At 71.1% G+C, this 18,918-nt stretch carries 16 protein-coding genes; 10 read left to right on the top strand and 6 right to left on the bottom strand.

The window, feature by feature from the left end; translation table 11 throughout:
• Positions 1–86: 86 nt before the first annotated feature.
• From fdhD to OG574_RS13030, 5 genes are read right to left on the bottom strand one after another with little or no spacing between them, the layout of a single operon-like run.
• A complete protein-coding gene (gene fdhD, locus OG574_RS13050) occupies positions 87–935 on the bottom strand; it encodes a formate dehydrogenase accessory sulfurtransferase FdhD (RefSeq protein WP_326773356.1) in 849 nt (282 codons plus the stop codon).
• Between the two features lie 7 nt (positions 936–942).
• The gene (locus tag OG574_RS13045; protein ID WP_326773355.1) at positions 943–1,803 is read right to left on the bottom strand and encodes a 2Fe-2S iron-sulfur cluster-binding protein; all 861 of its coding nucleotides are present in this window, start codon (positions 1,801–1,803) and stop codon (positions 943–945) included.
• On the bottom strand, positions 1,800–3,686 hold the full coding sequence (locus OG574_RS13040) for an NAD(P)H-dependent oxidoreductase subunit E (protein ID WP_326773354.1): 1,887 nt from the start codon (positions 3,684–3,686) through the stop codon (positions 1,800–1,802). The genes OG574_RS13045 and OG574_RS13040 overlap by 4 nt, the downstream gene beginning before the upstream one ends.
• A gap of 8 nt (positions 3,687–3,694) precedes the next feature.
• Entirely contained in the window at positions 3,695–5,635 is a 1,941-nt protein-coding gene (locus tag OG574_RS13035) for a molybdopterin oxidoreductase family protein (protein ID WP_326773353.1), read from the bottom strand.
• Entirely contained in the window at positions 5,632–6,609 is a 978-nt protein-coding gene (locus OG574_RS13030) for a 2-dehydropantoate 2-reductase (protein ID WP_326773352.1), read from the bottom strand. The genes OG574_RS13035 and OG574_RS13030 overlap by 4 nt, the downstream gene beginning before the upstream one ends.
• Positions 6,610–6,800: 191 nt before the next feature.
• Here OG574_RS13030 and OG574_RS13025 point away from each other — a divergent pair, with 191 nt between their 5' ends.
• From OG574_RS13025 to OG574_RS13010, 4 genes are all read left to right on the top strand, one after another.
• Positions 6,801–8,138 carry an OFA family MFS transporter gene (locus tag OG574_RS13025; protein ID WP_326773351.1) on the top strand — a complete coding sequence of 446 codons (1,338 nt, stop codon included), beginning with the start codon at positions 6,801–6,803 and terminating at the stop codon, positions 8,136–8,138.
• Positions 8,104–8,241: an MFS transporter small subunit gene (locus tag OG574_RS13020; RefSeq protein WP_326773350.1), complete on the top strand. Its 138-nt coding sequence runs from the start codon at positions 8,104–8,106 to the stop codon at positions 8,239–8,241. Before OG574_RS13025 ends, OG574_RS13020 begins: the two co-directional genes overlap by 35 nt.
• Before the next feature lie 146 nt (positions 8,242–8,387).
• Entirely contained in the window at positions 8,388–9,335 is a 948-nt protein-coding gene (locus tag OG574_RS13015; RefSeq protein ID WP_326773349.1) for a beta-ketoacyl-ACP synthase III, read from the top strand.
• A 131-nt stretch (positions 9,336–9,466) separates the two neighbouring features.
• Positions 9,467–10,144 carry a GntR family transcriptional regulator gene (locus tag OG574_RS13010; protein ID WP_326773348.1) on the top strand — a complete coding sequence of 226 codons (678 nt, stop codon included), beginning with the start codon at positions 9,467–9,469 and terminating at the stop codon, positions 10,142–10,144.
• A 140-nt stretch (positions 10,145–10,284) separates the two neighbouring features.
• On the opposite strand, the gene OG574_RS13005 is transcribed toward OG574_RS13010, so the two are convergent.
• The gene (locus OG574_RS13005; RefSeq protein ID WP_326773347.1) at positions 10,285–11,484 is read right to left on the bottom strand and encodes a low temperature requirement protein A; all 1,200 of its coding nucleotides are present in this window, start codon (positions 11,482–11,484) and stop codon (positions 10,285–10,287) included.
• Between the two features lie 209 nt (positions 11,485–11,693).
• Here OG574_RS13005 and OG574_RS13000 point away from each other — a divergent pair, with 209 nt between their 5' ends.
• The 6 genes from OG574_RS13000 (at position 11,694) to OG574_RS12975 (ending at position 18,909) form a co-directional block, all read left to right on the top strand.
• Entirely contained in the window at positions 11,694–12,875 is a 1,182-nt protein-coding gene (locus tag OG574_RS13000) for an ROK family transcriptional regulator (RefSeq protein WP_100591584.1), read from the top strand.
• A 98-nt stretch (positions 12,876–12,973) separates the two neighbouring features.
• Positions 12,974–14,485: a sugar ABC transporter ATP-binding protein gene (locus OG574_RS12995; RefSeq protein WP_326773346.1), complete on the top strand. Its 1,512-nt coding sequence runs from the start codon at positions 12,974–12,976 to the stop codon at positions 14,483–14,485.
• Between the two features lie 64 nt (positions 14,486–14,549).
• The gene (locus OG574_RS12990) at positions 14,550–15,560 is read left to right on the top strand and encodes an ABC transporter permease (RefSeq protein WP_326773345.1); all 1,011 of its coding nucleotides are present in this window, start codon (positions 14,550–14,552) and stop codon (positions 15,558–15,560) included.
• Between the two features lie 20 nt (positions 15,561–15,580).
• Positions 15,581–16,624, top strand: a complete 1,044-nt coding sequence (locus OG574_RS12985; protein WP_100591587.1) for a substrate-binding domain-containing protein — start codon at positions 15,581–15,583, stop codon at positions 16,622–16,624.
• Positions 16,625–16,679: 55 nt separating this feature from the next.
• The gene (locus OG574_RS12980) at positions 16,680–17,891 is read left to right on the top strand and encodes a Gfo/Idh/MocA family protein (RefSeq protein ID WP_326773344.1); all 1,212 of its coding nucleotides are present in this window, start codon (positions 16,680–16,682) and stop codon (positions 17,889–17,891) included.
• Between the two features lie 13 nt (positions 17,892–17,904).
• Complete coding sequence (locus OG574_RS12975) at positions 17,905–18,909, top strand: sugar phosphate isomerase/epimerase family protein (RefSeq protein WP_116507835.1); 1,005 nt, start codon at positions 17,905–17,907, stop codon at positions 18,907–18,909.
• Positions 18,910–18,918: the final 9 nt, after the last annotated feature.

Below are 18,918 nucleotides of genomic sequence, written 5' to 3'. Positions count from 1 at the left end.
CAGGGCGTCGGCGCGTGGGGCCCGGCCGGCGCAGGGGGCGCTCCCCGCCGGATCCGGGCCCCGTCGCCGTGCCGCGGGGAAACCGGTCAGCCCTGGGAGGCCGCGGCCCGCAGGTCGATGCGGTGTTCTCCCGCGTACACGTTCATGTTGGGCCCGCGCAGGAAGCCGACCAGGGTGAGGCCGCTCTCGGCGGCCAGGTCGACCGCGAGCGACGACGGCGCGGACACGGCCGCGAGGACCGGGATGCCCGCCATCACCGCCTTCTGCGCGAGCTCGAAGGAGGCGCGGCCCGAGACGAGCAGGATCGCGCGGGACAGCGGAAGCCCGCCGTTCTGGAGGGCGCGCCCGACGAGCTTGTCCACCGCGTTGTGCCGGCCCACGTCCTCGCGGATGTCGAGCAGTTCCCCGGCCTCCGAGAACAGCGCGGCGGCGTGCAGACCTCCGGTCCGGTCGAAGACCCGCTGGGCCTCGCGCAGCCGGTCGGGGAGGCTCGCCAGGAGCGAGGGCTCGATCCGGACCGGGGGAGTGTCGTCGATGGCGAACCGGGTCGTCGTACGGACCGCGTCCAGGCTCGCCTTCCCGCACAGGCCGCACGACGATGTCGTGTACACATTACGTTCGAGCGTGATGTCGGGCAGCACCACACCGGGGGCGGTGCGCACGTCGACGACGTTGTAGGTGTTCGACCCGTCCTCCAGGGCCCCCGTGCAGTACACGATGCTCTGGAGTTCCTCCGTCGCGCCGAGGACTCCCTCGCTGACCAGGAACCCCGCCGCGAGCGCGAAGTCGTCGCCCGGGGTGCGCATCGTGATGGCGAGGGGCTTGCCGTTGAGCCGGATCTCCAGGGGCTCCTCGGCGACGAGCGTGTCCGGCCTGCTGGAGACCTGCTCGTCCCGGATGCGGAGCACCTTGCGTCGTTCCGTGACTCGTCCCATGTGTCGATCAGTCCCGGTTCTGTACGTGCTGATAGCCGAAGCGGCCCTTGATGCAGAGGTTGCCGTGGGTCACCGGGTTGTCGTGCGGCGAGGTGACCTTGACGATCTCATTGTCCTGCACATGGAGAGTGAGGTTGCAGCCCACTCCGCAGTACGCGCACACGGTCGTCGTCTCCGTCTGCTCCGCCTCGTTCCAGGTGCCCGCCGCCCGCATGTCGAACTCCGACTTGAAGGACAGCGCGCCCGTCGGGCACACCTCGATGCAGTTGCCGCAGTACACGCACGCCGAGTCCGTCAGCGGCGCGTCGTGCTCCACCGCGATCCTGGCGTCGAAGCCGCGCCCGACGACCGAGATCGCGAACGTGTTCTGCCACTGGTCACCGCACGCGTCGACGCACTTGTAGCAGAGGATGCACTTGTCGTAGTCCCGGACGTACAGGTCGTTGTCGACGCGCGGCTCCTCGTCCACGCGTGCCGCGTCCGGGCCGAACCGGTCGGGCTTCGCCTCGTACTCCTTGATCCACTCGGCGGCGCGCGGTGTCGTCGACAGGTTCACGGACGAGGCGAGCAGTTCGAGGACGACCTTGCGGCTGTGCCGGGCCCGCTCCGTGTCGGTGCGGACCTCCATCCCCGCCTCGGCCTTGCGCGAGCACGCCGGGGCGAGGGTGCGGGCGCCCTCGACCTCGACGACGCACACCCGGCACGCGTTCTTCGGGGTGAGGGTGTCGCCCTCGCACAGCGTCGGGATGTCCTTGCCCGCGGCCCGGCAGGCGTCCAGGATCGTCGACCCCTCGGGCACCCGCGCCTCCTGCCCGTCCAGCGTGAACTCGACGAGGCGGCGCGGCACTCCCAGCGGTATGGCGGTCATTCGTACGCCCCCAGGCGGTCGATGGCGGATTCCACGGCGTTCCACGCGGTCTGCCCCAGACCGCAGATCGAGGCGTCCCGCATGGCCCGCCCCACCTCCCTGAGCAGCGCGATGTCACCTGCGGCCGCCGCACCCGTCCGCTCGGCGATCCGGTGCAGCGCCTCCTCCTGCCGGACCGTGCCCACCCGGCACGGCACGCACTGTCCGCACGACTCGTCGCGGAAGAACTCGGCGATCCGCAGCAGGATGCGCGGCAGCGGAACGGTGTCGTCGACGGCGAGGACGACGCCCGAGCCGAGCGTCGTGCCGGCCGCGCGCGTCCCCTCGAACGTGAGCGGGATGTCCATCTCGTCGGCACGCACGAAGCCGCCCGCGGCGCCGCCGAGCAGCACGGCCCGCAGGTTCCCCGGCTTCCCCGCGAGGTCGAGCAGTTCGCCGAGCGTCGCGCCGAACGGCAGCTCGTAGATCCCCGGCCGCTCGACGCTCCCGGACACGCAGAACAGCTTCGGCCCGGTCGACTTCTCCGTGCCGATCGCCGCGTACGCCTCGGCGCCCATCGTCAGGATCGGCAGCACGTTCACGAGCGTCTCGACGTTGTTCTCGGCCGTCGGCTTCCCGAACAGGCCCTTCTCCACGGGGAAGGGCGGCTTGGAGCGCGGCTCGCCGCGGTAGCCCTCGATGGAGTTGAAGAGCGCGGTCTCCTCGCCGCAGATGTACGCGCCCGCGCCCCGCCGGATCTCGATGTCGAAGGCGTAGCCCTGACCGAGCACGTCGTCCCCGAGGAGCCCGCGGGCACGCGCCTGCCCGATCGCGTTGCTCAACAGCCTCAGCGCGCGCGGGTACTCACCGCGCAGATACAGGTATCCCTTGTGGGCGCCGACCGCGTACCCGGCGATCGTCATGGCCTCGATGAGGGAGTACGGGTCCCCTTCCATCAGGACCCGGTCCTTGAAGGTGCCGGGCTCGGACTCGTCGGCGTTGCACACCAGGTAGTGCGGACGGTCCGGCTGCGAGGCGGTGGCCTTCCACTTCACCCCGGTGGGGAAGGCCGCCCCGCCGCGCCCGACGAGCCCCGCGTCGGTCACCTCCCGGATCACCCCCGCGGGCCCGAGCGTGAACGCCCGGCGCAGGGCGGCATATCCGCCGTGGGACCGGTAGTCGTCGAGCGAGGCCGGGTCCACGACGCCGATGCGGCGCAGCAGGGTGAGCCCGGGCTGCCCGGCCTGCGGGACGGCGAGCGAGGCCGGCGGTTCGGGCTCGGCGGCCTCGGGAGCGGAGGCGGCGAGGACGGTGGCCTCGGGGGTGGCGGGGGCTATGACGGCTGTCGCGTACGGCTTCTCGGCACCGGGTTCATGAGGCGCGTCCGCACCCGCGCCCGCCCCCGAACCCGCCCGCACCACCAGCGCGGCCGGAGCCCGCTCGCACAGCCCCAGACAGGGACTCCGCTCGACCGAAACCCCACTGCCGAGCCCCAGCCGCCCCTCCACCGCCGCGCAGAGCTCGGCGGAGCCGGCCGCCGCGCACACCACGTCCGTGCACACGTGCAGCACGGTCGCCGGGCGCGGCTTCACGGAGAACATCGAGTAGAACGTCGCCACCCCGTACGCCTCCGCAGGCGGCACCGTCAGCCGCCGGCACAGATAGTCGAGGGCTCCGTCGCTGATCCAGCCGACCCGGTCGTTGACCGCGTGCAGCCCCGGCAACAGCAGGTCCCGCCGCTCCCGCGCCGCACGGCCGCCGCGCGCCCAGCGTAGATCCGCCTCCGAACGGACCGTCGAGTCGCCGAAAGGGGCTTCCCACGCCGACCCGGGCGGCCCGAGCAGCGCGTCCACCGCCTCGCGCTCCTCGTCGGTGGGCTTGCTGTCACCGAAGTGCAGATCCATGTCCTGCCTCAGCTCCTCACGGCCGCGACGGGCAGCTTCTCGATACGGATCGCCGACGCCTTGAACTCCGCCGTCCCCGCGATCGGGCAGTTCGCCTCGATCGTGAGCTGGTTGGTGTCCACCTCGTCGGGAAAGTGCATGGTCATGAACGCGAGCCCGGGCCGCAGCGCCGGGTCGACCCACACGGGTGCCACCACCACGCCGCGCCGCGACGACACCCGCACCTCCTCGCCCACCACGACGCCGTACCGCTCCGCGTCCTCCGGGCACAGCTCGACGTACTCGCCGCGGCGCAGCGGAGAGGCGAAACTCCCGCTCTGCACACCGGTGTTGTACGAGTCGAGGCGCCGGCCCGTCGTCAGGCGGATCGGGAACGACTCGTCCGTCAGGTCCACCGGCGGGTCGTGTGCGACGAGCCCGAAGGGCGCCGCACGGCCGCGCAGCGCCGGATCCTGCTCCCACAGCCTCCCGTGCAGGAAGCTCGACGGCAGGACCTCCAGGTCCGGGCACGGCCACTGAAGGCCCTGGTGCTCCTCCAGGCGGTCGTACGTCATGCCGAAGTGGTCCGGCGACAGGTCACGCAGCTCGTTCCAGACGGCTTCGGAGTCGGCGAACTTCCAGTCGTGGCCGAGCCGCGCGGCGACCTCGCAGATGATGTCGATGTCCTCGCGGGCCTCGCCGGGCGGGGTGAGCGCGGCGCGCACGCGCTGAACTCGCCTCTCGCTGTTGGTCGTCGTGCCTTCGGTCTCCGCCCAGGCGGCGGTCGCCGGCAGGATCACGTCGGCCATCTCCGCCGTCTTCGTCAGGAAGATGTCCTGCACCACCAGATGGTCGAGGGCCGCGAGACGGCGTATCGCCTGCTCGCTGTCGGCCTCGGACTGGGCGGGGTTCTCGCCGATGCAGTACACGGCGTGCAGGTCGCCGTGCTCCATCGCCTCGAACATGTCGGTGAGCGTCATCCCGTACCGCGGCTGGATGGCCGCGCCCCACGCGCGCTCGAACTTGACGCGGTGCGCGCTGTCGAGGATGTCCTGGAAGCCGGGCAGGCGGTTGGGGATGGCGCCCATGTCGCCGCCGCCCTGGACGTTGTTCTGCCCGCGCAGGGGCTGGACGCCGGAGCCGTAGCGGCCGACGTGCCCGGTGAGCAGCGACAGATTGATCAACGCCCGTACGTTGTCCGTGCCGTTGTGGTGCTCCGTGATGCCGAGGGTCCAGCACAGCTGGGCGCGCTCGGCGGTGGCGTAGGCGTGCGCGAGGTCGCGGATGGCCGCGGCGGGCACGCCCGTGACCTTCTCGGCGAGGGAGAGGGTCCACGGCTCGACCAGCTCGGCGTACTCGTCGAAGCCGGTCGTGGCCCGCTCGATGAAGGCCTTGTTGTGCAGGCCCGCGTGGATGATCTCGCGGCCCACGGCGTGGGCGAGCGGGATGTCCGTGCCGACGTTCAGACCGAGCCAGCTCTCCGCCCACTCGGCGGTCGAGGTGCGGCGCGGATCGACCGCGTACATCCGTGCCCCGTTCCGGATCCCCTTCAGGACGTGCTGGAAGAAGATCGGGTGCGCGAAGCGGGCGTTGGAGCCCCACATCACGATGAGGTCGGTGTGCTCGACCTCCTCGTACGAGGAAGTGCCGCCGCCCGAGCCGAACGCCGCGGACAGGCCCGCGACGCTCGGGGCGTGGCACGTGCGGTTGCACGAGTCGACGTTGTTGGTGCCCATCACGACGCGCGTGAACTTCTGCGCCACGTAGTTCATCTCGTTCGTGGCGCGGGCACAGGAGAGCATCGCGAACGCGTCCGGGCCGTGCGCCTCCTTGGTGCGCCGGAAGCCGTCCGCCGCCCTGGCGAGCGCCTCGTCCCAGGTGGCGCGGCGCAGCGGCTCGTCCCGGGAGTCCCGGACGAGGGGATGGGTGAGGCGGGTGTACGTCTTCGGGGTGCGGTCCCGCTTCTTCATGCCGCGCTCCTCATGCGGTCGGCGAGCAGATCCGAGATGGCGTGGACGGTGCGGAGCGTCGGGACCGGGACGCCGGTGATCTCCGCCAGTTCCACGACGGCCGCGAGCAGCACGTCGAGTTCGAGCGGTTTGCCGCGCTCCAGGTCCTGGAGTGTCGAGGTGCGGTGGTCGCCGACGCGCTCGGCCCCGGCCAGCCGCCGCTCGACGGAGATGTCCGGACGGCAGCCCAGCGCCCCGGCGACGGCGAGCGTCTCGGTCATCATGATCTCGATGACCCGGCGTGTGCCGCCGTGCAGGCACATCTGCCGCATGGTCGCGCGGGACAGCGCGCTGATCGGGTTGAACGAGATGTTGCCGAGCAGCTTGATCCAGATGTCACCGCGCAGCTCGGGTTCGACCGGGCACTTGAGGCCACCGGCCTGCATCGCCTGACTGAACGCGAGGCAGCGGTCCGACACCGAGCGGTCGGGCTCCCCGATGGAGAACCTGGTTCCTTCGAGGTGGCGTACGACGCCGGGGCCTTCGAGCTCCGTCGCCGCGTAGACGACACAGCCGATGGCCCGCTGGGGCGCGAGCACCACACTGACCGCGCCGCCGGGGTCCACGCTCTCGATGCGCTGCCCGTCGTGCGGGCCGCCGTGCCGGTGGAAGTACCACCAGGGGATGCCGTTCTGGGCCGCGATCACGGCCGTCGAGCTGTGCAGCAGCGGCTCGATGAGCGGCCCGCACGCCGCGTACGAGTTCGCCTTGAGACCGAGGAAGACATAGTCGACCGGGCCGATCCCCGAGGGGTCGTCGGTCGCGTTGGCCCGGGCGGTGAAGTCACCGCGGGGGCTGCGTACTTGGACGCCGTGCTGCCTCATGGCCGCGAGGTGCGGTCCACGGGCGACGAGATGCACGTCGGCGCCGGCGCGATGCAGCGCGGCTCCGACGTAGGCGCCGATCGCACCGGCGCCGAGGACTGCGACTTTCACGATGGCGAGCTCCGTTCGGTCGAGGGCTCCTGCTCTCACGGGAGGAGAGTGCGGAGGACCGTCGGACTGTCGATGGAATATTGTCTACAGTATGGAAGATGGGCCGACAAGAGGTGGCGCATCGCATACCGTGTACGGATTCCGGTGCGCGCTCTTCCCAACTCTCGGACGGCTCCCTAACGTTCGGGATCATGAGGCCCCCCGTCGCGCCAACCGGCTGGAGCCGCTGGCTCGTTCCGCCCGCCGCTCTGTCCGTCCATCTCTCCATCGGCCAGGCCTACGCCTGGAGCGTCTTCAAGCCCCCGCTCGAGTCCGCCATGCACCTCAGCGGCACCCAGAGCGCCCTCCCCTTCCAGCTCGGCATCGTGATGCTCGGCCTCTCCGCGGCCTTCGGCGGCACGCTCGTCGAGCGCAACGGCCCGCGCTGGGCGATGACCGTCGCCCTCGTCTGTTTCTCCTCCGGATTCCTGATCTCCGCCCTCGGCGCCGCTACCGGACAGTTCTGGCTGATCGTCTTCGGCTACGGCTTCGTCGGCGGGATCGGCCTCGGCATCGGCTACATCTCGCCCGTGTCGACCCTGATCAAGTGGTTCCCCGACCGGCCCGGCATGGCCACCGGCATCGCGATCATGGGCTTCGGCGGCGGCGCGCTGATCGCCTCCCCGTGGTCCGCTCAGATGCTGGAGTCCTTCGGCGCCGACTCCAAGGGCATCGCCCTCGCGTTCCTCGTGCACGGACTCGCGTACGCCGTGTTCATGTCGCTCGGAGTGCTGCTCGTGCGGGTGCCGCGTACGGAAGGGGTGCGCAAGGCCGGGGCGCCGGCGCCGCTCGACGGGGTGCAGGTCTCGGCCCGCAGTGCCGTGCGCACCCCCCAGTTCTGGTGCCTGTGGCTCGTGCTCTGTATGAACGTGACGGCGGGCATCGGCATCCTGGAGAAGGCCGCCCCGATGATCACGGACTTCTTCAAGGACAGCGGCACCCCCGTCAGCGTCTCCGCCGCGGCCGGCTTCGTCGCGCTCCTGTCGGCGGCGAACATGGCGGGCCGCATCGGCTGGTCCTCCGCCTCCGACCTGGTCGGCCGCAAGAACGTCTACCGCCTCTACCTGGGCGTGGGCGCCGTCATGTACCTGCTGATCGCCCGTTTCGGCGACTCCTCCAAGCCCCTGTTCATCGGCTGCGCGCTGGTGATCCTCTCCTTCTACGGCGGCGGCTTCGCCACCGTCCCCGCGTACCTCAAGGACCTCTTCGGCACCTACCAGGTCGGCGCGATCCACGGCCGGCTGCTCACGGCCTGGTCCACCGCCGGAGTGCTCGGCCCGCTGATCGTCAACTGGGTCGCCGACAGCCAGGAAGAGGCCGGAAAGCACGGCCAGGACCTCTACGGCCTGTCCTTCACGATCATGATCGGTCTGCTCGTCGTGGGCTTCGTCGCGAACGAGCTGATCCGTCCCGTCCACGCCCGCCACCACATCCCCGCCCCGAGGGAGGCCACCGATGACGCAGCCGCAGAGCGTCGGCAGTCCGCCTAGCCGTCGCGCGCTCACCCTGTTCGCCTGGCTGTGGGTCGGGGCGCCGCTCGCGTACGGCCTGTACGAACTCGTACAGAAGGCGAGGCAGCTCTTCACCGGGTAGAACAGGACAGACCCCGGACGCCGCAGGGTGATGTGGGGCACCCTCCAACCAGGGCGCCCCAATCCTGTCGCTTTACGTGCCCTCGTACCGGTGAGTCGCTCACCAGACTGGTGGACCCGCATCCCGAACACCGAGGGGCCCCACCCATGACCGGTTCGCGCATCGCCGCCATTGGCCACTACCAGCCCGCCAGGCTCCTCACCAATGACGACCTGGCGGCCATGGTGGACACCGACGACGCGTGGATCCGCAGCCGCGTGGGCATCCGCACCCGTCATATCGCGGGCCCCGACGAACCGGTCGACGACCTGGCCGCGCACGCCGCGGCAAAGGCGCTCGCGTCGGCGGGGCTGACGGCGGCCGACATCGACCTCGTCGTCGTCGCCACCTCCACCGCCGTCGACCGTTCACCGAACATGGCCGCGCGCGTCGCGCACCGCCTCGGTGTGCCCTCGCCCGCCGCGCTCGACGTCAACGTGGTGTGCGCGGGCTTCACGCACGCGCTCGCCACCGCCGACCACGCCGTGCGGGCGGGCGCCGCGACGCGCGCCCTGGTGATCGGCGCCGACAAGATGTCCGCCGTCACCGACTGGACGGACCGCACGACCTGCGTCCTCGTCGGCGACGGCGCGGGCGCCGTCGTGGTCGAGGCCTGCCCGCCCGGCGACGAGCCGGGGATCGGGCCGGTCCTGTGGGGTTCCGTGCCCGAGATGGGCAACGCCGTCCGCATCGAGGGCGAGCCGGCGCGCTTCGCGCAGGAGGGCCAGAGCGTCTACCGCTGGGCCACGCAGCAGCTCCCGCCGCTGGCCCGCGCGGCGTGCGAGCGGGCCGGGTACACGCCGGCGGATCTGGCCGCCGTCGTCCTGCACCAGGCGAACCTGCGGATCATCGAGCCGCTCGCCGAGAAGATCGGCGCGGTGAACGCCGTCGTCGCTCGCGATGTCGTCGACTCGGGCAACACCTCCGCCGCGAGTGTCCCGCTCGCCTTCTCCAAGCTCGTCGAGCGCGGTGAGGTCCGCACCGGCCAGCCGGTGCTGCTCTTCGGATTCGGCGGGAACCTGTCCTACGCGGGCCAGGTCGTCCGCTGCCCCTGAGCAGGCGTGATTTCGCGGCGTTCACGGGTGTGACGAGCCCAACTCCCGCCCCTACTGGCCATTGTGCTCGGTAGACTGTAGACGAAAGCCAATTCATACTGGCTTCTCCGTTGCCCAGGAGGGGGACCGCGATGTTGTCCACAGGACTGCCGCAGGGGGCGGTGCCCAAGCTCGAGCGCCCCGGACCGCTGCGCGAGCGGGTCTACGAGGCGCTGCTCGAACTGATCACGACGCGTGCACTTCAGCCGGGCCAGCACCTGGTCGAGAGCGAACTCGCCGGTCACCTGGGGGTGTCGAGGCAGCCCGTGCGTGAGGCGCTCCAGCGGCTGAACACGGAGGGCTGGGTCGATCTCCGTCCGGCGCAGGGTGCCTTCGTGCACGAACCGACCGAGGACGAGGCGGACCAGCTCCTCACGGTCCGTACGCTCCTGGAGGCCGAGGCGGCCCGCCTTGCCGCAGCGAACGCCGGCAAGGCGGGGATCGCCGCCCTCGAAGAGCTCTGCGCCAGAGGCGAGCAGGCCGTCGCCGACGGGGACGTCGAACTCGTCGTGGCGACGAACGCGGCCTTCCACGCCAAGGTCATGGAACTCGCGGGGAACGTCGTGCTCGGCGAGCTCGCCGGACAGGTGGACCGCCGCGTGCGCTGGTACTACCAGCCGGTCGCCCGCCAGCGCGGCAAGCAGTCCTGGATCGAGCACCGCGAGCTGATCGCGGCGATCGCGCAGCGGGACGAGGCGCGGGCGACGGCGGTCATGCGGGCCCACACCGAGCACACCCGCGAGACGTACCACCGGCGCGACCAGGCGTAGGGCGGGTCCGGGGTGCCGCCCGCGGGCCGTGGGCGGCAGTTGGCACCGAACCCCTGCGCCGAACCCCTGCGCCGAGCCCTTGCGCTGGACCCTGCGCCAAAGCCCCTGCGCCGAACCCTCGGGGGCCGGAGCCGCGCGGCTCACGCGACCGTCGCGGCACGCTCCTCACAGGGTGACCACCGGGCCTCCGCGGCCAGCATCGCCACCAGGATCACGACGAGCGCGATGAGTTCCGCCACGGCGGCCACATGTATCCCGAGCAGTGCCGCACCGAGCACCAGCGGCACGGCCGCTGCCCGGAAGGCGAGCGGGGAGAGCCGCATGGCGGTCCGGAACGCGACATCGCCGGCCAGGAACAGCGCGACACCGCCCGCGAGCGCGAGCGCGGGCCCGGTGTGCAGATGTTCACCGAGATGCCCGAGCGACTTCTTCACACCCGCAGCGAGGAACGCGACCCCGAGCAGCATCGGCAGGAAGGCGTAGTAGTACGCGTTCATCGCGAGGCGGAAGCGGCGCGCGGGTTCCGTGGCGCGGAACGTCTCCTCGGCCGCCCCCTCGTCCCGTACGAAGTACGTCCACCACAGTGCGACCGCGACCGCCAGCGCCAGGAACGCGCCCCCGAACAGGCCCACCGTCAGCGGCTGGTCGCCGATGCCGATGCCGATCGCGATGACGGACTCCCCGAACGCGATGATCAGGAGCAGGCCGTGGCGCTCCACGAAGTGCCCCGGCTCCAGGCCGCCGAGCTGACCCCTGAGGTCGTCCGTCGTGCGCCCGCCGTGGCTGCGGGGACCGGCCTGCGCCAGGAACGGCGTCACGATCTGCAGCAGGATCGCGAGCACCCACCACGTGTCGGCGGCGAGCCCGTGGAAGAAGCCGGCCGTCGTCACGGCGAGCGCGGCCAGCGCGTTCGGCACCGCGTACCAGATCACGTCACTGCCGTGGCTGCGCGTGTACAGCGCGCTGTGCACCACGACGACGAGCAGGAACCCGAGGCCGAAGACCACGCCGCCGTCGGTGAAGGCGCGCGGGATGGCGAGCGCGCACACCAGGAAGGCGCCCATCCCGACGATGAGCAGCAGCCGGCGTGAGGGCCGGTCGGGCGGCACCTGGTTGGTGAGGTAGGCGTAGGCGCCGTACATCCAGAACAGCACGACGAAGATGAGGACGACCCGGCCCGCCGTGGCGAACGACAGGTCGTGCGCGAGCAGCACGGTGATCTGCGTCAGGGTGAAGACGAAGACGAGGTCGAAGAAGAGCTCCAGCGTGCTGACCCGCAGTTCGGGGGCGGGCCGTCGCACCTCTGTCCTCTCCTCCGGGCCGCGCGTGTTCTCCGTCATTCCAACCCCCTTGTGACGTCCATCAGTTGTGCGAGCGACAGGGTACGCGGATCTTCCCTCCCGGCTCTTTGTCCTGTCACTGGAGAAAGTCATGGGTAATTGCTGCGCAACTTCTTCCCACTCCCGGCAAGCACTGCTACGTTCCCCTCGAAAGCCCGAAGACGGGACGACAGGCGACCCGGTGAGGCGGGGAGGGGCACGTGAGACGCATGACGGCTCGACCCGCGAACGCGCACCAGGCACGCCTGCTGCGTCTGCTGCGCGACGGCGGACCCAACTCCCGGGCCCAGCTGGGCGATCAGATCGACCTCTCGCGGTCGAAGCTGGCCGTCGAGGTGGACCGGCTCCTGGAGACGGGCCTCGTCGTGGCCGACGGACTCGCCGCCTCGCGCGGCGGGCGCCGCTCCCACAACATCCGGCTCGCCCCCGAACTGCGTTTCCTCGGCGTCGACATCGGCGCGACCTCCGTCGATGTCGCCGTCACCAACGCCGAACTGGAAGTCCTCGGGCACATCAATCAGCCCCTGGACGTCCGCGAGGGTCCGGTCGCCGTCTTCGAGCAAGTGCTCGCGATGGCGGCCAAGTTGAGGGCCTCAGGGCTGGCCGAGGGGTTCGACGGAGCCGGGATCGGCGTCCCCGGACCCGTCCGGTTCCCCGAGGGCGTGCCGGTCGCGCCGCCGATCATGCCGGGCTGGGACGGTTTCCCCGTCCGCGAGGCCCTCAGCCAGGAACTCGGCTGCCCGGTCATGGTCGACAACGACGTGAACCTGATGGCGATGGGGGAGCAGCACGCGGGCGTCGCCCGCTCCGCACGCGACTTCCTCTGCGTCAAGATCGGCACGGGCATCGGCTGCGGCATCGTCGTCGGCGGAGAGGTCTACCGCGGTACGACGGGCAGCGCCGGCGACATCGGCCACATCCAGGTCGAGCCCGACGGACGCCAGTGCGCCTGCGGCAACAAGGGCTGCCTGGAGGCCTACTTCAGCGGCGCGGCACTCGCCCGCGACGCCGAGGAGGCCGCCCGCGAGGGCCGTTCCGACGAACTCGCCGCCCTGCTGGAGGCGGCCGGGAAGCTCAGCGCCGCCGACGTGGCCGTCGCGGCCGCCGCCGGTGACGCCACCTCACTCGATCTCATCCGCGAGGGCGGCAACCGCACCGGGCAGGTCATCGCCTCACTCGTCAGCTTCTTCAATCCGGGCCTCGTGGTGATCGGGGGTGGCGTGACCGGCCTCGGCCACACGCTTCTCGCCGCCCTGCGCACCCAGGTCTACCGCCAGTCGCTGCCCCTGGCGACCGGCAACCTCCCCATCGTCCTGGGCGAGCTCGGCCCCACCGCCGGAGTCATCGGCGCGGCCCGCCTGATCAGCGACCACCTGTTCTCACCGGCGTAACACCGCCCGGCGTAACACCGCACGCGATCACCACACCAGTACGGCGCTCAGCTCCGCCCTGCCCTGGCACCGGCCCGCATCCGCCGAGGGGATCACTCATGGCACCGGAACCACCCCTGCTCACCATGTCCGGCATCACCAAGTCGTTCCCCGGCGTCCGCGCCCTCGACGGCGTGGACCTGGAGGTCCTGGCCGGTGAGGTGCACTGCCTCCTCGGCCAGAACGGCGCGGGGAAGTCCACCCTCATCAAGGTCCTCGCCGGCGCCCACCAGCCCGACGACGGCACGATCACCTGGCGCGGCGAGCGCACGGTGCTCAAGTCGCCCATCGCCGCGATGCGCCTCGGCATCGCCACCATCTACCAGGAACTCGACCTGGTGGAGGGGCTGTCCGTCGCCGAGAACGTCTACCTCGGACACGAGCCGACCACCGCCGGATTCGTGGTCCGCGGACGCGACGCCCGCACCACAACCGCCGCACTGCTCAGGCGACTTGGGCACGACGAGATCGGACCCGGCACGCTCGTCGGTGACCTCTCGGCGGCCCAGCAGCAGATCGTCTCCATGGCCCGCGCGCTCTCCCACGACGTCCGCCTCATCGTCATGGACGAACCCTCGGCCGCCCTCGACCCGGACGAGGTCGACAACCTCTTCCGCATCGTCGACTCCCTCACCGCGGACGGCGTCGCCGTCGTCTACATCTCGCACCGCCTGGAGGAGATCCGCCGGATCGGCGACCGCGTCACCGTCCTCAAGGACGGCCGTGCGGTCGCGGGCGGGCTGCCCGCCAAGGAGACGCCGACCCGCGACGTGGTGGCCCTCATGACCGGCCGGAACGTCGAGTACGTGTTCCCCGAGCGCCCCTCGGAACCGCCTCGCGCCGAACCCGTCCTGACCGTCAAGGGCCTTTCCCGGCAAGGGGAGTTCGCGCCACTCGACCTCGAACTGCGGCCCGGCGAGATCGTCGGCCTCGCGGGCCTCGTCGGCTCGGGACGCTCCGAGATCCTGGAGACGATCTACGGCGCGCGCAAGGCCAATACCGGACAAGTCGCCGTCGACGGAAAGGTGTTGCGGCCCGGCAGCGTCCGCGCCGCCGTCCGCGCCGGCCTCGGCCTCGCCCCCGAGGAGCGCAAGGCACAGGCACTCCTCATGCTGGAGTCCGTCACCAACAACGTCTCCGTCTCCTCCATGTCCCGCTTCTCGTACGGGGGCTGGCTGGACCGGGGCAAGGAGCTCGACGCCGCGCGGGCCGCGACCCGCGAGCTGTCCCTGCGCCCCGACAACCCGTCCGCGCCGGTGCGCACCCTCTCCGGTGGCAACCAGCAGAAGGCCGTCCTGGCCCGCTGGCTCCTGCGCGGCTGCCGCGTCCTCCTCCTCGACGAGCCGACCCGCGGCGTGGACGTCGGCGCCCGCGCCGAGCTCTACGCCGTCATCCGCCGCCTCGCGGACGACGGCCTCGCGGTCCTGATGGTCTCCAGCGAGGTCCCCGAGGTCCTCGGACTCGCGGACCGGGTCCTGGTGCTGAGAGAGGGCGCGGTGGTCCACGAGTCGCCGGCGACGGAACTCGACGAACACAGAGTGCTCGACCTGGTCCTCGCCGGGGGCCGATAGGGGCGCGGGGAACTGCGCAAAACGCCCGCCACAACAAACCCGCAGACGAAGGGAGCCCGGCACCATGACCCAGCCCACATCCCCCGCCCGGCCCGCCACCCCGAAGACCGCGCCCGCCGGGCCCCGCCCGAGAGGCTTCCGCCCGGACGTGCGGACCCTGTCCCTGGTGGGCGTCCTCGCCGCCCTCGTCCTGATCGGCGGCATCACCCAGCCCGACTCGTTCCTCGACACGAACAACGTGCAGCTGATCCTCACGCAGGCGTCCGTCATCGGTGTCGTCACCGTCGGCATGACCTTCGTGATCATCTCCGGCGGCATCGACCTGTCGGTCGGCGCGATCGTCGCTCTCGCGAGCGTCTGGGCCACCACGGTCGCGACGCAGGACTACGGCTTCGCCGGAATCCTGTTCACCGCCGTCGTCGTGGGCGTCGGCTGCGGACTGGTCAACGGACTGCTGATCGCGTACGGCGGCATGGTCCCCTTCATCGCCACCCTCGCGATGCTCGCGTCGGGCCGCGGCCTCGCCCTCCAGATCACCGACGGCAAGACGCAGACCGTGTCCGTGGACAGTGTCCTCAAGCTCGGCGAGCGCGACGCCTACATCCTCGGCATCCCGCCGCTCGTCCTCGTCTTCGCCGCCGTCACGGTCGTCGGCTGGCTGGTCCTGAACCGTACGACGTTCGGCCGCCGCTCCGTCGCCGTCGGCGGCAACGCCGAGGCCGCGCGGCTCGCCGGCATCGACGTACGCCGCCAGCGCCTCTACCTCTACCTCCTGTCGGGCCTGTGCTGCGGCATCGCGGCCTTCCTCCTGATCGTCCTGGCCGGTTCCGGACAGAACACCAACGGCAACCTCTACGAACTCGACGCCATCGCCGCCGCGATCATCGGCGGCACCCTGCTCACCGGCGGCCGGGGCACCATCACCGGCTCCGTGCTCGGCGTACTGATCTTCACCACGATCACCAATATCTTCGCGCTCAACAATCTGCAGAGCGACGTCCAGGAGATCGCCAAGGGGGCGATCATCGTCGCCGCGGTCCTGGTCCAGCGACGCACCTCCACCACCACTTCTTGACTCGGGAAGGGCCCACCGACATGCCAGAGACCACGAGCCGCAGAGGACTGCTCTTCGGAGCGGCAGCCGCCGTCACCACGGGCGGACTGCTCACCGCCTGCACGAGCAACGAGCCCAAGGACGCGAAGCCCGCGGCGAACGACAAGCCCGCCGCGGACGACAAGCCGGGCAAGCACGTCACCATCGGGTTCGCGGGACCGCAGGCCGACCACGGCTGGCTGAACGCGATCAACGACAACGCCACGGAGCGCGCCAAGAAGTACTCCGACGTCACCCTGGAGGCGACGGAGGGCTCGAACGACACCGCCGCGCAGATCGGGCAGGTCGAGACGCTCATCAACAAGAAGGTCGACGTCCTGGTGATCCTGCCGGCCGACGGCAAGGCCCTCACCCAGGTCGGCCTGAAGGCGATGCGCGCCGGGATCCCCGTCGTCAACCTCGACCGGATCTTCAACACCCCGCAGGCGTACCGCTGCTGGATCGGCGGCGACAACTACGGCATGGGCCTGAGCGCCGGCAACTACATCGGCGAGCAGCTCAAGGACAAGAAGAACGCCAAGGTCGTCGAGCTCGCGGGCCTCGACAACCTGGAGCTCACCAAGCAGCGCAGCCAGGGCTTCGACGACGCCCTGAAGAACTTCCCGAACATCAAGAAGGTCGCCCGCCAGGCCGCCGAGTTCACCGTAGAGTCCGGCCAGGCGAAGATGTCGCAGCTCCTCCAGGCGCAGAAGAACTTCGACGCCCTGTGGAACCACGACGACGACCAGGGTGTCGGCGCCCTGCGCGCCATCAAGCAGGCCGGCCGCGACGACTTCCTGATGGTCGGCGGCGCCGGAGCGCTCTCCGCCATGCAGGCCATCGAGGCCGGCAACAGCGTCCTCAAGGCGACCGTCCTCTACCCGCCGACCATGGCCGCCTCCGCGATCGACCTCGCGCGCGCCCTCGGCCAGGGCAAGGGCGTCAGCGGCATGGCCGAGTTCGAGATCCCGGCCCACGTGACGCTCTTCTCGGCGGTCGTCGACAAGGACAACGTCGCGCAGTACATGCCGACCGGCTTCAAGTGATGGATGCCCCCACAGTGCATCCCGCGGGACCGGCGTCGACGAGGAGGACTACTGCATGGGCACGACTCAGGAGCCCGGGGCCGGACCGCGCCCCCTGGGTGTCGGCATGGTCGGCTACGCCTTCATGGGCGCCGCCCACTCCCAGGGCTGGCGCACCGTGGGCCGGGTCTTCGACCTGCCGCTGCGGCCGGTCCTCGCGGCCGTCTGCGGCCGGGACGGGCAGGCCGTCCGCGCCGCGGCCGACCGGCTCGGCTGGGCCGCGGCCGAGACGGACTGGCGGGCGCTGATCGCCCGCGAGGACGTCGACGTCGTCGACATCTGCACCCCGGGCGACAGCCATGCGGAGATCGCCGTCGCCGCTCTGGAGGCGGGCAAGCACGTCCTGTGCGAGAAGCCGCTCGCCAACACGGTCGACGAGGCCGAGGCGATGGTCGAGGCGGCCGAACGGGCCCGGGCCCGCGGCCAGTTGGCGATGGCCGGCTTCAACTACCGGCGCGTCCCCGCCACCGCGCTCGCCCGTCGCATGGTCGAGGAGGGCCGCATCGGCGCCCTGCGCCACGTGCGCGTCTCCTACCTCCAGGACTGGCTCGTCGACCCCGACTTCCCGCTCACCTGGCGGCTGAAGAAGGAGTACGCGGGCTCGGGTGCCCTGGGCGACCTGGGCGCGCACGCCGTCGACCTCGCGCAGTACCTGGCGGGGGAGTCCCTCGTCGGCGTCTCCGCGCTCACCGAGACGTTCGTACGGGAACGGCCGATCCTCAAGGACACCGTAGGGGCGTCGGCCGGGCTCGCGGCGGGCGACGCCGGGACCGGGCGCGGCCCGGTGACGGTCGACGACGCGGCGCTCTTCACGGCCCGCTTCGCCTCCGGTGCGCTCGGCTCCTTCGAGGCGACGCGGTTCGCCTCCGGCCGCAAGAACGCCCTGCGCATCGAACTCAACGGCGAGAGGGGCTCGTTGGCCTTCGACCTGGAGCGTCTCAACGAGCTGTCGTTCCACGACCACACGGAACCCGGGGTCAGCGCGGGCTTCCGCCGCATCCTCGTCACCGAGCCCGGCCACCCCTACCTGGAAGCCTGGTGGCCGCCGGGCCACGGCCTCGGCTACGAGCACACCTTCGTGCACCAGGCCCGCGATCTGGTCCACGCCATCGCGTCCGGCCAACAGCCCGAACCCTCCTTCGCCGAAGGTCTGCGCGTGCAGCGCGTGCTCGCCGCCGTGGAGGAGAGCGCGCTCAAGAACTCCGTCTACACACCCATCCCGGTCTGAGGAGGCACGGCTCATGCCACGCCAGTTCACCCTGTTCACCGGACAGTGGGCCGACCTGCCGCTCGAAGAGGTGTGCAGGCTGGCCCGCGACTTCGGCTACGACGGCCTCGAACTCGCCTGCTGGGGCGACCACTTCGAGGTCGACAAGGCCCTCGCGGACCCCGGCTACCTCGACTCGCGCCGCGCCCTGCTCGACAAGTACGGCCTCAAATGCTGGGCGATCTCCAACCACCTGGTGGGGCAGGCGGTGTGCGACGCGATCATCGACGAGCGCCACCGGGCGATCCTGCCGGCCCGCATCTGGGGCGACGGCGAGGCCGAGGGCGTACGGCGGCGGGCCGCGGCCGAGATGGAGGACACCGCACGGGCCGCGGCGGCCTTCGGCGTCGACACCGTCATCGGCTTCACCGGCTCGTCCATCTGGCACCTGGTCGCCATGTTCCCGCCCGCGCCCGAGTCGATGATCGAGCGCGGCTACCAGGACTTCGCCGACCGCTGGAACCCCATCCTCGACGTCTTCGACGAGAACGGCGTCCTGTTCGCGCACGAGGTCCATCCGTCGGAGATCGCGTACGACTACTGGACCACGCAGCGCGCCCTCGACGCCGTCGACCACCGGGCCGCCTTCGGCCTGAACTTCGACCCCAGCCACTTCGTATGGCAGGACCTCGACCCGGTCGGCTTCCTGTGGGACTTCCGTGACCGGATCTATCACGTCGACTGCAAGGAGGCCAGGCGCCGCCTGGACGGCCGCAACGGCCGCCTCGGCTCGCACCTGCCCTGGGGCGACCCGCGCCGCGGCTGGGACTTCGTCTCCGCGGGCCACGGCGACGTGCCCTGGGAGGACGTCTTCCGGATGCTGCGTTCCATCGACTACGAGGGGCCCGTCTCGGTCGAGTGGGAGGACGCCGGCATGGACCGGCTCCAGGGCGCCCCGGAGGCGCTCAAGCACCTCAAGGCGTTCGACTTCGAGCCGCCCACGGCGTCCTTCGACGCGGCCTTCGGCGGTTCCGACTAGCGGACCGTC

This window comes from Streptomyces sp. NBC_01445 (genome assembly GCF_035918235.1).
Taxonomy (GTDB): Bacteria; Actinomycetota; Actinomycetes; order Streptomycetales; family Streptomycetaceae; genus Streptomyces.
The sequence above is the reverse complement of the archived record's forward strand: the minus strand, read 5'-3'. Positions and strand labels throughout refer to the sequence as shown.